At 30.9% G+C, this 16,178-nt stretch carries 14 protein-coding genes; 3 read left to right on the top strand and 11 right to left on the bottom strand.

Annotated elements, in window-relative coordinates:
- Window positions 1-38: 38 nt before the first annotated feature.
- Together C4Q29_RS01810 and ppdK are read left to right on the top strand one after the other, a co-directional pair.
- Complete coding sequence (locus tag C4Q29_RS01810) at window positions 39-836, top strand: kinase/pyrophosphorylase (protein ID WP_103981125.1); 798 nt, start codon at window positions 39-41, stop codon at window positions 834-836.
- A 1-nt stretch (window position 837) separates the two neighbouring features.
- A complete protein-coding gene (gene ppdK, locus C4Q29_RS01815; protein ID WP_103981126.1) occupies window positions 838-3,495 on the top strand; it encodes a pyruvate, phosphate dikinase in 2,658 nt (885 codons plus the stop codon).
- 61 nt (window positions 3,496-3,556) lie between these two features.
- Here the strand turns inward: ppdK and C4Q29_RS01820 are convergent, their stop codons facing one another.
- From C4Q29_RS01820 to C4Q29_RS01860, 9 genes are all read right to left on the bottom strand, one after another.
- A complete protein-coding gene (locus C4Q29_RS01820) occupies window positions 3,557-5,233 on the bottom strand; it encodes a ribonucleoside-diphosphate reductase subunit alpha (protein WP_103981127.1) in 1,677 nt (558 codons plus the stop codon).
- Window positions 5,234-5,250: 17 nt separating this feature from the next.
- A complete protein-coding gene (locus C4Q29_RS01825) occupies window positions 5,251-6,501 on the bottom strand; it encodes a ribonucleotide-diphosphate reductase subunit beta (RefSeq protein ID WP_103981128.1) in 1,251 nt (416 codons plus the stop codon).
- Window positions 6,502-6,510: 9 nt separating this feature from the next.
- Window positions 6,511-6,738 (bottom strand): glutaredoxin family protein, encoded by a 228-nt coding sequence (locus C4Q29_RS01830; protein ID WP_103981129.1) that lies wholly within the window; start codon window positions 6,736-6,738, stop codon window positions 6,511-6,513.
- Between the two features lie 334 nt (window positions 6,739-7,072).
- Complete coding sequence (locus C4Q29_RS01835) at window positions 7,073-8,239, bottom strand: MupG family TIM beta-alpha barrel fold protein (protein WP_103981130.1); 1,167 nt, start codon at window positions 8,237-8,239, stop codon at window positions 7,073-7,075.
- 24 nt (window positions 8,240-8,263) lie between these two features.
- Window positions 8,264-9,568 carry a PTS sugar transporter subunit IIC gene (locus tag C4Q29_RS01840; RefSeq protein ID WP_103981131.1) on the bottom strand — a complete coding sequence of 435 codons (1,305 nt, stop codon included), beginning with the start codon at window positions 9,566-9,568 and terminating at the stop codon, window positions 8,264-8,266.
- A gap of 9 nt (window positions 9,569-9,577) precedes the next feature.
- The gene (locus C4Q29_RS01845) at window positions 9,578-10,240 is read right to left on the bottom strand and encodes a hypothetical protein (protein ID WP_103981132.1); all 663 of its coding nucleotides are present in this window, start codon (window positions 10,238-10,240) and stop codon (window positions 9,578-9,580) included.
- 2 nt (window positions 10,241-10,242) lie between these two features.
- Window positions 10,243-10,566, bottom strand: a complete 324-nt coding sequence (locus C4Q29_RS01850) for a PTS lactose/cellobiose transporter subunit IIA (protein WP_103981133.1) — start codon at window positions 10,564-10,566, stop codon at window positions 10,243-10,245.
- 124 nt (window positions 10,567-10,690) lie between these two features.
- Window positions 10,691-12,586, bottom strand: a complete 1,896-nt coding sequence (locus tag C4Q29_RS01855; protein WP_103981134.1) for a BglG family transcription antiterminator — start codon at window positions 12,584-12,586, stop codon at window positions 10,691-10,693.
- A gap of 26 nt (window positions 12,587-12,612) precedes the next feature.
- A complete protein-coding gene (locus C4Q29_RS01860; protein WP_159459186.1) occupies window positions 12,613-13,476 on the bottom strand; it encodes an ROK family protein in 864 nt (287 codons plus the stop codon).
- Window positions 13,477-13,713: 237 nt separating this feature from the next.
- On the opposite strand from C4Q29_RS01860, the gene C4Q29_RS01865 reads away from it, so the two are divergent.
- Complete coding sequence (locus C4Q29_RS01865; RefSeq protein WP_103981135.1) at window positions 13,714-14,469, top strand: NADPH-dependent oxidoreductase; 756 nt, start codon at window positions 13,714-13,716, stop codon at window positions 14,467-14,469.
- 105 nt (window positions 14,470-14,574) lie between these two features.
- Here the strand turns inward: C4Q29_RS01865 and C4Q29_RS01870 are convergent, their stop codons facing one another.
- Together C4Q29_RS01870 and C4Q29_RS01875 are read right to left on the bottom strand one after the other, a co-directional pair.
- On the bottom strand, window positions 14,575-15,261 hold the full coding sequence (locus C4Q29_RS01870; RefSeq protein ID WP_103981136.1) for an MgtC/SapB family protein: 687 nt from the start codon (window positions 15,259-15,261) through the stop codon (window positions 14,575-14,577).
- A gap of 68 nt (window positions 15,262-15,329) precedes the next feature.
- Entirely contained in the window at window positions 15,330-16,169 is an 840-nt protein-coding gene (locus C4Q29_RS01875) for a PHP domain-containing protein (protein WP_103981137.1), read from the bottom strand.
- Between the last annotated feature and the right edge of the window lie 9 nt (window positions 16,170-16,178).

Here is a 16,178-nt window from a genome sequence, read left to right on the forward strand (position 1 = left end):
TAATACTAATTATAAGGATATTAATTTTGGAGTTTGAAATGCGTAATGAAAAGGTTTGGGTATTGTCAGATATAAATTCAAAGACATTTAATAATATTTTAATACAAAATTTCTTTTTACAAGAAGAGCAAACGAATATCAAGATTTTCGATAAGATTGATGATATTAAAGACTTGCACGCTTTTGAGTTTTATAATGATAATCAAATCTTATACTATGCTTTCGAGGACAATTTAATGGCCGAGTATACGAAGAATCAGTGTATAGAAAAAGATATTAAACATTTAGATGTCTACCATCTTGTATACAAATTCTTGACAAGCGTATTTTCTAAAATAAGTCAGGGAGAAGATATTGAACTAGTAATTAAAAATAGCTTGGAAAATAACCCTGTTGACTTCGCTATTTTGAATGACGACGGTTCCAATCCTCAGTCTATTTTAGAAGCAGACATAGTGATACTTGGAGTTTCTAGAACATCTAAAACTCCCCTATCAATCTATATGTCAAACCTAGGATACAAGGTAAGCAATCTTCCCTTGATCCCAGAAATAGAGCTACCTCAAGAAATTTTTCAAATAGATCCTGAAAGTATTATTTGCCTAACCATCAATCCGGATAGGTTGGTAGAAATAAGAAAGGAACGCTTGAAATCTTTAGGTATACCTCATGATTCTGGCTACGCTGATAAGGAAAGAGTTCTACAAGAATTGGAATATACCGAAAATGTTATAAAGCAACTTGGATGTACACATTTCGATGTAACTCATATGTCGATAGAAGAAACTTCTGAAAAAATAAAAAATATTATGGAAACAAGAAAGGGGTCAAAATAAGATGGCGAAGAAATATGTTTATAGTTTTGATGAAGGTAACAAAGATATGAGAACCCTCCTAGGGGGTAAGGGTGCTAACTTAGCTGAAATGACCAGGCTAGGAATAAATGTACCATTTGGTTTTACAGTATCTACTGAAGCTTGTATCAGATACTATGACGAAAGCGAACAACTTTGGGACGAATTAGTAAAAGAAATAGAAGCTAACATCAAGAAAACTGAAGAAAAAGTAGGTAAAAAATTTGGTGATGATACCAATCCTCTACTATTCTCAGTAAGATCTGGTGCGGTTGTATCAATGCCAGGTATGATGGACACAGTATTGAACTTAGGTTTAACCGACGTTTCAGTTGAAGGTTTAGCTAAACATACAGACAACCCAAGATTTGCATACGACTCATATAGAAGATTTATCCAAATGTTCTCCAACGTATCTAAAGGATTAGATGTTGAAAAATTCGAAGAAATCTTGGCTGACGAAAGAAAAAAAGCTGGAGTAGAATTAGACAAGGATATACCAGCTGAAAATCTGAAAGAAGTTGTAAGAAGATATAAAGAATTATACAAAGAAGAAACAGGTCATGATTTCCCTCAAGACCCTGAACAACAATTATTAGATGCTGTTGCAGCTGTATTTAAATCATGGAACAACGAAAGAGCTAGATACTATAGAAATATGAATGACATAGCTCACGACTTAGGTACAGCAGTAAACGTACAAACAATGGTATTTGGTAACGGTGGCGACAACTCAGGTACAGGTGTTGCCTTTACAAGAGACCCTTCCACAGGTGAAAATATTCTTTATGGTGAATACCTAATTAACGCACAAGGTGAAGACGTTGTTGCTGGTATAAGAACACCAAGTCATATTTCAGAATTAGAAAAACAAATGCCTGAAATCTATAAACAATTCCACGAAACAGGTGAAAGATTAGAGCAACACTATAGGGACATGCAAGACTTAGAATTTACGATTGATGATGGCACCCTATACATTTTACAAACAAGAAATGGTAAGAGAACAGCTCAAGCAGCTATAAATATTGCTGTAGACTTAGTTGAAGAAGGATTAAGGACTAAGGAAGAAGCATTGATGATGATCAATCCTAATGACCTAGACCAATTACTACACCCTACCTTTAACCAAGAAGCTTTATCAAAAGCAACACCAGTAGCTAGAGGTTTGGCAGCATCTCCAGGTGCAGCAACCGGATATATTTCATTCTCAGCTGGTGATGCTACATTAAGAAATGCTAAAGAAGAACCTGTAATCTTAGCACGTACAGAAACATCCCCAGAAGACTTACAAGGTATGGACTCTGCTAAAGGTATTTTAACATCTCGTGGTGGTATGACATCTCACGCAGCTGTTGTAGCAAGAGGTATGGGTAAATGTTGTGTAGCCGGAGCTCACGAAGTACACATCAACGAAAAAGAAAAAACAGTTACAATTGGTGATTTAGTATTAGGCGAAGGCGACATGATTTCACTAGATGGATCAACAGGTAATATCTACCATGGTCAAATAGAAACTCAAGATCCAGAATTAACAGGTAAATTTGCTAAATTCATGGAATGGGCAGATGAAAATAGAAGATTAAAAGTTAGAGCAAACGCTGATACTCCACATGATGCTCAACAAGCTTTAGACTTAGGAGCTGAAGGTATCGGTCTATGTAGAACAGAGCACATGTTCTTTGCTGAAGATAGGATCAACGCAGTTAGAGAAATGATCTTAGCAAGCACAAAAGAACAAAGAGAAAAAGCTTTAGCTAAGATAGAACCAATCCAAGAAAATGACTTCTACGAAATCTATAAGGTAATGGAAGATAAAAATGTAACAGTACGTCTATTAGACCCACCTCTACATGAATTCTTACCACATACTGATGAAGAAATAGCAATTGTAGCTGATGAATTAGGTGTAACAATCCTTGAACAAAAGAAAGCTATCGATGAATTGCACGAAGTTAACCCAATGCTTGGTCATAGAGGTTTAAGACTTGCTATCACTTTCCCAGAAATTTACCAAATGCAAGCTAGAGCAATTATTAGAGCTGCATTAAGAGTAAGCAAAGAATTAGGTGTAGAAGTAGAACCAGAAATCATGATTCCTCTAGCAGGTGACCCAAGAGAACTTAAAGTTGTTACAGATTCAATAAGAAAGGAAATCGAACAAATATTTGAAGAAACAGGTATCACATTAAACTACCATATTGGTACCATGATTGAGATACCAAGAGCTACTTTATTAGCTGATGAAATTGCTGAAATAGCAGAATTCTTCTCATTTGGTACAAACGACTTAACACAAATGACCTACGGATTCTCTAGAGACGATGCTGGTAAATTCTTGTCTCAATACCTAGATGATGGTATCTTTGAAAAAGATCCATTCCAAGTTATCGATCAAAAAGGTGTTGGTCAATTAATGGCTAATGCAGTTAAATTAGGTAAGAGAACAAGAAAAGACCTACACTTAGGTATCTGTGGTGAACACGGTGGTGAACCTAGTTCAGTAGCATTCTGTGATGACTTAGGTTTAGACTATGTATCATGTTCTCCATTCAGAGTTCCAATCTCAAGATTGTCAGCTGCTCAAAAAACAATTAGAGACAGACAACACAAAATGACAAGATTGGTTGAAAGTTTATAGGAACAAAAGCAAAAATACAGGATAGAATATTCTATCCTGTATTTTTTATTTGTAATATTTATTAAGCCTCACAAGCTAAGCAAACTGAAGTTTGATAGAACTTTTGTGCTGCATTTGTTGAGTGTTGGTAGTATAAGGTTTTTATACCATTTTCCCATGCATATAGGTGTAAATCGTTTAATTCTTTTGCAGAAGTTTTTGGATTAACCATTATATTTAATGATTGTCCTTGGTCTATATATCTTTGTCTTACACTTGCTTGGTTTATAACTTCAAATTGGTTTATTTCTGAGAAGGTCTTAAACACATCTCTTTCATGGTCTGTCAAGAAATCTAAATGTTGTACAGATCCATCATGATTTCTTATATCTATCCATACTTCTCTTTCGTCTTTACCGTACTTCTTCAATACTTCTTTCAAGTAAGGATTTTGTACAGTAACCTTAGCCTTTGATACGTCTTTTACATAATTATTTGACCAAATCGGCTCTATTGATTGGGATGTTTGTCCCAAGATAAAAGCTGAAGATGTAGTTGGTGCAACTGCCATCAAGGTTGTATTTCTTCTTCCCTTACCCTTTAACATCTTTGGTTCACCATATTTTTCAGCTAATTTTTGGCTAGCTTCTTCTGCTTGTTCCCTTATAGTTTTAAATAAACTTTCATTTAATAAACTAGCTTCTACTGATTCAAAAGCAATCATTTTAAACTGTAATAGTGAATGCCATCCTAAGACACCTAAACCTAAAGCTCTATTCTCTAAAGCAAATTTATAGGCCTTTCTCATGAAGTAGAAGGCATCTTGGTCTTCCCTATGGTCAGAATCTCTTAATTTTTCTAATTTTTCTAGGAAATCATCCATTACTGCATCTAGGAAAAATATCATAGTTTCTACAGCATCGGTATCCTTCCATTCATCAAAATGCAAGGCATTCATAGAAGATAAGTTACATACAAATGACCATTCTTCATTGTTTGGTAGGGCAATTTCTGAACATAGGTTAGAATGTGTTATTGGATAGTCCTTGTACCATTCAGGCTTGTTGTTATTTACTGTATCTGTAAAGAATATATATGGATATCCCATTTCAACACGTCTTTGTAAAAGTTTAGCCCATGTTCTTCTTTTATCAGCATCGCCACCTATCATGCCTAATAGCCATTCATCAGATACTGTCACCCCATGGTTAAGGTTTTGAATTTCATTACCTTCAGTACCTATTTCTAAAAACTCATCTATATCCGGGTGGTCAATTGGTAGGTATGGAGCAAAACGTCCACGTCTAGCAGACCCTTGACTTACAGTGTCTGTCATTTGTTCAAATAACTTCATAAAGTGAACAGCTCCTGAGGATACACCATTATTTGTTATTGGCTCTCCTCTACCTCTAACATCTCCAAAGTAACCTGAAGTACCTCCACCATATTTTGACATCATTCCTACTTCACTTGATGAATATAGGATACCACCCATGTCATCGGAAATATAGGATCCAAAACATGAAATTGGAAGTCCTCTATTATTTCCAAAGTTGGTCCATACTGGTGTGGATAAGGAATAATATCCCTTGCCTAGGTAACCATAAAACTTATCAGCAAAGCCTTCAATTCCTAATTTACTTTCAGCCACTTCAGCTATTTGTCTTAATCTTTCTTCAGCGGTTTGTCCTTCACCTAAATAGCCACGACTTAGGAATAGGCGGCTATTGTCGGTCAACCAATAAAAATCTTTTCTCACTTCGTCTCCCCTAATGATTAAAATAGATCATCTGCTGTGATGCTTCTTGATCTCTTGGTATAGTTAACAGATCTCTTTTCAAAGAAGTCAACGTGTTTTGTTGCAACAACTTCATCATCAAACCAATCTGTTTTTTCTACTTCTTTTTCATCTACTTCAAATATTCTTTCTAGGCCTATTGCTTCTAAAGAATTATTTAATCTATTTTTAATAAACTCTTCTACTGTATATCTTGGCATAAAGTCTAATTCACCTTCTTCAAAAATCCAATCCAATACTTCATGCTCTGATTCATAAGCTTCATTTACAAGGTCATAAATGTCCTTAGCCATGTCATCATCAAACCATTTTGGTCGTTCTTCTCTTATAGTATTTATGAGGTCTACACCAAACTCACCATGGAGTTGTTCTTCTTTAGAAGTAGCTTCAATAGCATTTGAAATACCTCTAAATAAGTTTTTATACTTGTTAAATGACATAATTATTAAGAATTGACTAAATAATGATATATGTTCAATAAAGGCTGAGAATAGAAGTATAGCAATAGCATAGTCTCTATCATTTCCAGTCCTTGCATATTCGTTGTGTTTTCTTAGGTAATTTACACGTCTATTTAGAGCTGGTATTTCTTCTATCTTTTCAAATTCATTATTCAATCCCAATATTTCTAATAAATGAGCATAGGCATCACTATGTCTAACTTCAGATTCAGCAAAAGTATGGCCAACATTAGCAAGCTCAGGTTTAGGAAGTCTCTTGTATAAGTCTCCCCAGAACTCTTTAACATCCACTTCAATTTGTGCTATAGCTAGCATAGAATTTTTAATAGCTGTTCTTTCGTGGCTCTCTACATTTACCTTATAGTCTTGGATATCTGAAGTATAGTTGTACTCTGTATGTAACCAGTATGAATGCTGGATAGCTTCTTTATAAGCTTCAAGTTCTGGATATTCATATGGTTTTAGATTTTTTCTAGGTTTAAATATATCTCTTTTTCTTTCATTTTTTCTTTCTTCCCTATAAAGAATATATTCTTTAGCAGTACGGGTATGCTTATTAAGCATCAATACTTCTTCTACCTTGTCTTGGATTGTTTCAACATCAACACTATCTTGGTCAAAGGCTTCTACAACCTGGTTAGCACTATCAAGTATGTCTTGGGTAGACATCTCCTCGGTTTCATGGTTAGCCTTTGTGATTGCTATAATAATTTTTTCTTTATTGAAATCAACTACTTCACCATTTCTTTTAACAACAGTCTTTATCATCACAAACTCCTAAATGTGTTCTAAGATATCATTATATTCTACAAATTCAACTATTTCCCCATCAATTTCAATTTGAGGAAGTTGTCTATACCCTTTATTTATCAAGTTTTGACGGGCCTTATCGTCTTCACCTATATTTAACTCTTGGTAAGATATACCCTTCATTTCAAGCCATCTCTTTAACATTTTGCATTTACTACAACCTGTATTGGTATATAAATTAATCTCTTTAGACATCACTTCACCCTTCCTATTTTTTACATTATTATTATATAATTTTAACTAAAAAATGAACTATAAGCAAATTAAAACTAACTATATTGTATATTAAGAGATTTCATAATTAAAGCTTATATAGTGTTGTAATATTACGAACAATACAATATATAGTTATCTAATCACAAATTTATCAAATGAATAATGAGTGTATATATAAATTATTAACCATTTTATAGCCGTTAATTACTTGGTTATTTTGCATATATATTCTTTGGTTTGTATGTAATGTTTAAATGAAATTAATAATTTTTTGTAATAAATAGAAAAGACCCCGAAGGGTCCCTTTATCATCTTACTTCAAAAATTTTACAATGCTTATATCATCCAATAATTCTAGCATTATTTTTTCTTCTTCTGAAATTCTACCTATATAGTTTCTTTCACCATCATTTTCCATAGGTTCTTTGACTATCTGAACTTCTCCAGAATAGTGTTTATAATTGTCATTAACCATAACTATAGAGCCTACTTCGAAGTATTCTTTATCATATTTTCTAGGTTCTATAACTAAGTCAGGATCTAATCTTGACATTCTTGATCTCCACATCCATTCTGAATTATCTCCTAAAGACATGTGAGGTTCAAAATCAAATATAACAGATTTTTCTGTTTCAGATATGTCAGGGCAAATTTCAGGTTTAAGTCTTATCACCTTTAGCTGGTCTAGATTAATAGTTCCAGTTTCAACCAACATCTTTAATATTGGTCTTTCTGTGTTTATGTTATCATCTTTAACTACTTCAGATAAGGCTTTTAGCTCCTCTTCTGTAGCATAGGCATTTCCAATTAGAATATCATTCACCATACCAGTTGCTAATAGAACCCTAGCTTGTAAGTCTATTGGTAGACCTCTTAATCTCTCAACAGTTGGCAAGCCATCTTTCGAATCCCATACCCCATGAGTTTCAGGATTATTAGAACTTACAAAGGCACCTATATTTACATTTGTTAGTTCCTTCATTTCTTTATTTTTTTCTAAAAAACTATTCCAACTAAGACCAGTGTATCTTTGAGGATAAAAGTTATGGCATACCATAAATTCATCGCCTTTGGCACCTGCATCAACTAGTCCTTTCACAATTTTTGGAGATGAATTAAATTCTATTTTGATACCATAAGGATTTTTTACTAGTTGATAATCTTTTTCCCCACCATAACTAAGATCCATTCTTAAGACATCAACCTTAATATCGGCGAAAACTGATAGATCATCTTCTGAAGCACCAAGTCTTTTGAATAGTCCTGGATTTACATCTAGGTCCACTTCCATATTATATTCATGGGCGTATTCTATTAATTCTCTGAAATAATCTAAAACTTCCTCCTTGCTTCCTTCAACTGAAAACATACTTGAAAATATTCTTTTGAATCCATATTTTGAAGCAAGTTTTATATATTCTTTTATTTCATCTAAGGGTCTTAAATCTGGATATACTGATATTCCTAATGTGTGTGACATATTTTCTCCTTTCTTTTTACTTTTCTATTTATGTTCTTGTTCTGATAATTCTTTTTCAATTAACTCTTTTTCATATATTTTGAAGAATGGATACCAAACTAGCCACATTACAGGTATCATTAAGAAAGGCATTATTGCATTTCTCCAATCTAGTGTTGGCATAAATGTATTTAGCCCCATTGGTAAAATAGAAAAAATTAATATATGAGGTAAAGCAATTAGATTAAAGTGATATGCTAACCATAAGAATCCCATATACACAATTGGTGCTAATAAGAATGGAATTAATAGTATAGGGTTGTACATTATTGGAAAACCAAATATTACAGGTTCATTTATATTAAAGAAACTAGGTATAAGTGACGCTTTTGATACAGCTTTTATTTGCTTAGATTCACTTTTCAATCCCATTAAAACTAAAGGTAATGTATTACCTGCACCACCTACCACACCGTTAGCTCCAAATAAAAATACAGAACTAAATACTAAAGGTAAACCCTGCGCTGCCAATTCTGAGTTTGTAGTATATGCTGTTATTAACGGAACCAACATAACAGAAAATATTACGGTTGTACCATGTATTCCAAAAAACCAGAAAAATTGAGCTAGCAAAATTATAACAGCCATACCTAATGGACTTACTAAATATTTAACTGGATAACCTAAAATCGCAACAATTAAGCTAGATAATGTATATACCCCACCAGATAAATATCCGATTAATATAGTTAATCCATACCAAAATACTATATTTATAGCTCCTGGTATAATCGCATTAAAACCTTCTATAACGCCTGTTGGTACTACATCAGGTAATTTTATAACTAGATTTCTATCTAGTGCAAACTTAGTGATTCTTACAGAAATTAAACTCACTATTATAGCAACAAATAAACCTTGTGCTCCAAGATTATTAATATTTATCACATTCATAGATCCTGTCTCAGTTGCAACAACTTGAATAGGTGCAGCAACTATGAGATAGCAGATAATTGATATAAAACCTGCTTGTACAGGTGATCCTGCTTTAATTTTTATAGTATAATTATAAGCTAGTGAAAATGCCATGAATATAGCTATAATACCCATAGTATAATTGTATGGCATATATAACAGTTGATATATTCTATCTTCTGGTGTTATCTTAAATATTAATCCAGCTAAAGCAACTATTATTTGTATTATGGCACCTAATAAAATAATTCCCATATTTGATGACATCCCCGTAGATATGGTACTCATAGCTGGACTATTTGTAAATTTTTCACTTAATTTCCTTAGACCTTCAATAAATTTACTATTCGCAAATTTTCTCAATCCTTCTTGCATATTATCCTCCTATTTTATAATTGATTTAGCTTGTTTAACAATTGCTTCCGCATCACCTAAAGCGTAGACCATAGGTTCAATATTTTCTACTGGTATTGATACGTTTGATTGTATTTCATCTTTAGCAAATCCAATTTGTGGTCCTAGTAGTATACAATCATATTTTTCCCAAACATCACTATATGCTGATTTACCTACAGCTTGTATTTCAATATCCTGGTTGTTTTCTTTTCCCCATTTTTCGACTTTATTTACCAATATACTAGTTGAAAAACCACCAGCACATACTAACAAAATTTTCATACTACCTCCTTTTTGATTTTTATTTAATATATTTCTTTTATAACTTTGCTCATTCGAACTTAAATTATTCATAATTAATTCACCCAACCCATTGACCGCTTCATCAGTCAATGTATATAGATCACTTGGAATATCGAGACAAATATAATTGTCAAATTTTATATTTTCAATAATTGTTTGTCGATATCTTTTAATTTGTGGACTTATCAAAATTAAATCATAACACCTATCTTCAATATTATTTTTTTCAGATAAATAAGTGGATTCTACAATATAATTTAATTTTTCTATATTAAATTTTTCATTTAATTTTCTTGTTATCAGAGAACTTGACATTCCTGCTGAACATATGATTAAAATTTTTTTCAAGTTTAATCCTTTTGAAGTTTTTTATGTAATGAAATAATTTCTTCTGCCAGCTCTCTAACAGTCATAGCGTTCATTAAATGATCTTGTGCATGAACCATTAGAAGTGTTACTTCATGTTTTTTATTGTTAATTTCATCTTGTATCATTTGCGTTTGAACTTTATGTGCTTCTAAAAAACAATCGTTCGCCTTTTTTAAATATTCTTCAGCAATGTCAAATTCATTTGTTTTAGCTTTTTTTATAGCTTCCATAGAATATGTTCTTGCTTCCCCTGATTGGGCTATTATTGTCATTATTATATCTTCATAAGTAAATGAATCTTTCATACTCCCTCCCTCTAAATAATCATCATTTAATTATATTATTAAATGAAATCCTAAATTTGTTAATGTAATCTTTTTCATTTTCTATGAAAAAAAATATTATAAAAAAAGAGCTTGTATTAAGCTCTTAAAAATTCAATAATTTATATATTTGTTTTTTATCACTACTTTCCAATATTAGATTTAAATAATTATCATCATCTAGTATTTTAAGCAGTTTTACATATAAGTCTTCTAAATTTCTAGATTCATTTTTTCCTATGGATAATAAGATAATAATTCTTACATCATTCTTACCCCAATTGATACCATTTTTAGGAATTCCTAAACTAATAAATGTTTTCTCAGTAATAGGTTTTATAGGATGTGGTATTGCCACCATCTTACCATAATCAGTGTCAGATATTTTTTCTCTTTCTAATATTGATTCATATAGCATATTCTTTTCGCATTCGTCAATATTTAATTCAAAACATAAGTATTTTATTAACTCTTCTTTATTTTTAAAATCAATATTTAGATGTATATCATCAAGATTTAAATATACACTTTTTTCTTCATTATCAAATTTTTCCAAGTATTTGTTTAATTCAGTAAAGCTATTTTCATCAAATATATCTGAAATAACAATATGAGGCTTAGATGTTTTATTGTTAAAGGCTATAGTTGATATAATCAAATCATAGTCATTAGCATTATATTCACTTAAATTATAATATTGGGTTGTGCCTATTATAGATATTTTGTTACTAAATCTGTTTTTTATTTTATAGGTTAATAACTGAGAACTTGCTAATCCAGTAGTGCAAATAATAAGTACTCTAAGCTTTGGGTTCTTTAAATTTAATCTTTCTATTGCAGCCCCAAAGTGAATAGTAAGATAGCCAATTTCGTCTTCATTTAATTTAATATTAAATGAATCCTCTATTTCTTTGCAAGAATTCAAACATGCACTAAAAATATTTGAATAATTATTTTTTATAGAATTTAAAAGAGGATTTCTTATTTTCATATTATTTTTCATCCTATAAATAGCTGGATATAAATGTGTTAAAATCCCGCAGAAAAGTTCTGTATCACCTGATAAATTAATGTCTAGAGCTTTCTCAATATTAATAATTAAATTAGTTACTAATTCATTCATTTTAACTTCATTAATAATATTTTCTTCAACATCACTATATATTAATCTTGTTCCCATTAAATGCATAGTTATATAATATAATTCCTCTTCTGGAAATTTTATATTAAATTCATTTTCTAAATCATAAATAATTGATTTTGTTATAATATGCTCTTTATTGTTAGAAAATCCCTTTGAAATAATTTGATTAATGTGTATACCTTTCTCTATTCTCTTCATAGATATTGCCAGATGCATAGTTAAATTATATAGGTCTAGATCTGATAGTTGAGTATCTGTATTAGAAATATTTTGTACTACAATATTATGAATAGTATTTATTTCAACTTTATCAAAATTAAATAATTCTTCTCTAAAACGCATCATCTTGTATGCATTAGTGGTATTATATATCAAGTCAGATATAGATTTTCTTATATCAAATTCTTTACCCACTATTTTCATTCCGTGATTAGGTTTATAATCAAAATTTAAGTTATAATTACTTAAATCATTTTTAACTTCAATAAGATCGTTTTGAATTGTAGACTTACTTACAAATAACTCATCTATAATATCATCTAGTTTAATATAGTTATCCGCAAATAAATATTTTAATTTCAAATAAACTATTCTATCTTTTGGCTCATTAAAATTATATTTTTTAGGATAGATTAAATCCTTTTTTAGTTTCGTTACAAAAAAATTATTAGAAGTTAAAAATATACATTTTCTATCTTTTATGATAATTTCAGAATCATATTTTTTTAAAAATTCATTTAATGATTTTATATCATTTCTTATTGTCCTGTCAGATACTCCAAAGATATCAGCTAATTCTACTAATTTATATTCTTTATTTATCAATTCTTTTAATATGTTTTTTTGTCTATCATTCATAATTCACCTATTACATATTCAAAAAATTATTTTTTATATTCCCTCTCCGCTAACAATAAAGCTCCCATTATACCTGCATTATCTTCCAGTTCTGGCCTTACTATGTATTTATCTATGTCAGGGTAAGTAACATAATTATTTATCATTTTTTCAAAATTATATTTAATGCTTTCAAATAATTGATTTTGCTTCATTACCCCTCCACCCAATATAATTATCTCTGGCCTTAAAATCAAAGTATAATTAACTAAAGCTTGAGCAAGGTAACTTCCTAAGATATTCCATATTTCATGGTCTTTTTCTATATCCTTTCCTGAAAGTCCATATCTAGCTTGTAAACTAGGGCCAGATACTAAACCTTCCAAACATGAACCATGATAAGGGCAAACTCCTTCAAAATCATCAACTGGATCTTTTTTAATAAGTATATGACCCATTTCCGGATGTCCAAATCCTTCGACAAACTCACCATTCACTATGGCGCCTCCACCTACTCCAGTACCAACAGTTAAATACAGGCATGATGATAGCCCCATACCACTTCCTAGTATATTTTCTCCTAGGCAAGCAGCATTGACATCTGTGGTAAAAGCAATAGGGATTTGATATCTGTCTTTCATGCTTCCAAGGAAGTTAAAGTTTCTCCATCCTTTTTTAGGTGTACTAGTTATATATCCATAAGTTTTTGAAGACTTAACAACATCTATTGGACCAAATGATCCTATTCCGATTGATCTTAAGTTTTTATAGGAATCAAAAAAATTGAAAACATCTCTCATAGTAGATTCAGAATCCCTAGTTGCTATAACCTTTTTATCTAATATATTTAATTTTTCGTCAGCTACGGCTAAGACAAATTTAGTTCCACCAGCTTCTATCGCACCATACATAAAAAGCTCCTTTCTCATGCTTATTATAACATTATGATCAAACCATATCACAATAAATTTTTCTTCCAAATTAATAAAAATTGGACTTAAAACTAACTTTTGGGGATTCTTGTCATTAAAGAGTCTTTTTTGTTTATGATATAATTTATGTAAGATATAAATAGGTATACTAGTAGCTATGGTTTTTATATTTTATTCACTTATACCATCAAAAATAAGTAATAAAGGAGGGAATTAATGAAGAAAAATGAGACTATTGAAAGAATGCTTGATCATAGATCAATTAGACAATGGAAGGACGAGCCTTTATCTGTTGAAATAATAGAAACTCTTAAGAAAGTAGCTATTAGAACATCTACATCAGAGGGTATGCAATATGCTTCAATTATTAGAGTTAAAAATCCTGCAAAGAGAGAAAGATTAGTCGAAGTATCTACTCAGAAGTACTTGGCTACCGCTCCAGAACTTTGGATATTTGTAGCTGATAACTATAGAAATGATAGAATTTATCGAGAAAATCTAGATGAAGATAATTTTTCTAATGATGCTGATAAATTCTTCCAAGCATTTACAGACGCTGCTATCATGGCACAAAATGTAATGAACGCAGCTGAATCAATGGGTTTAGGTGCAGTATACTTTGGTTCTATATTAAATAATCCTCAAAAGACTGTAGAAATATTAGAGCTCCCTGAAAATACCTTCCCCGTTGTGGGTATGGGTATTGGTTATCCTGATCAAGAACCAGAATTAAAACCAAGAATGAAAGCTGATTTTAGAATATTTGAAGATAGATATGAAAAAATGGATGACTATCATAAGCTTTTAAAAGATTATGATAAAGAAATGTCTAAATACTATGATTTAAGGGTTAAAAAGAAACCTCTTGATGAATTTACTAAACAGGTAGAGGATAAATATAAAGTTCAAAGAATTGATAGATCTAAGATAATTAGAGTTATTAGAGATCAAGGATATAATTTAGATATTTAATTATTATATAATTTAGATTGAATGAGCTGTCCCAAAAAAGGGACAGTTCAATTTTTTTAACTTTCTTATCTTTTTTATGTTTGGACTTATACAACAGCCCCTTCTTTATGAAACTTCTGTAGTTTCTACAGTTAAAACCTCATCTATAGAAGATAACAATGTCACTATATCAGAAAACTGCATATGTCTTTTTAGTTTTAGCCTATATATTTGTGTCTTTACTAATTCATCCTTAAGCACTTCAGTCTTCATACTTAATATTTCAAAGTTTTCATCAACACTTCCTACTAATTGTTTAATTTTGTCTTCTACTTCTTTTTCTTGGAAAAATTTTACCAGTACTTGCTGTGGACCATGTACAACAAATATTCTTTTGAATCCAACTAAAACAGCTAGTATCAACAAAGATCCTATTATTGATATTTCATAGAATCCCATGCCTAAAGCCAAACCTATACCTGAAACCCCCCAAATGGAAGCAGCAGTGGTAAGTCCTACTATACTTCTTTTAGTTGTCAATATTGTACCTGCCCCTAAGAAACCTATACCACTGACAACTTGAGCTATTAGTCTTACAGCATCTACTCTAATATTTGATTCTGGACTAGCAGCTACGAAACTCATTACATCTATCTGTATCAAAGCAATTATAGTAGCCCCCATACTAACAAGTATATGGGTTTTTAATCCTGCACTACTATTATTTTTTTCTCTTTCAAGGCCTATCAATCCAGAAAATAAGATACTTAATAATAGTCTTATAAAAATTTCACTTACTGTTAATTTATACATATTATTTTTTTAAATAATCTCCTTAAATATTATTAAGCTGACCTCTATATAGAGGCCAGCTTCTAATTTTATAATAATTCTCTTATCCAATCAAAGCATTCAAATTCAAATAAATTTTTATTAATATGAACTCCAAGTGGTACAAGTCTTTTATCACTATGAAAATCACTTCCCCCACTTCCTAAAAGTTTGTTTTCAACACAATACTTAGCAAGCTTTACACTATTAATCATAGCACAACTAGGGTGAAAACATTCGATACCATCTATACCTAAGTCGACTATAGTTTCAAATAAATCATCAAAACTATCAAAACCATATTCATATGGATGGGCTAAGAATGCTACACCTCCTGCCTTGTGTATCAAATCTATAACTTCTTTAATTGATGGATAAGTTCTTCCTTCATCTAAAAACCATGGACTTTCTGGATTACTTAAGCCTCTTCTAAAAAACTCTTTGTAAGTCTTAAACTCAAAATCATCATATTTTTCAAAAAGATGATAATAAATAGTCTTTTTAGACAGGCCTTTTTCTACTTTCTCCATTTCTAAGTTTTGATCTACTTGGTAACCATTTTCTTTAGATATTTCCTTTAAATCATTAAATAATAGGTTTTCAATTCTAGCTAAATTGTCAGCAGAATAAAAATCTCTATACCACTCATTTATAACTTTATCATCTACCTTATATCCTAAAATCTCTATGATTACTCCATCATATGAAGTCGCGATTTCAGTTCCCTTTATATAATTAAGATCAAAGTTATCATATTTTTCATATGCTAAAGAATGATTGTGGTCAGTGATTGAAAATAAAGTAATTCCTTCTTTTTTTAGCCTTTCAACTAATTCATCAGGATTATATATGCCATCACTAAATTTTGTATGCATGTGTAAATCAAACATTTTGTCCTT

It is taken from the genome of Helcococcus massiliensis (assembly GCF_900258485.1).
GTDB classification, from domain to species: domain Bacteria; phylum Bacillota; class Clostridia; order Tissierellales; family Peptoniphilaceae; genus Helcococcus; species Helcococcus massiliensis.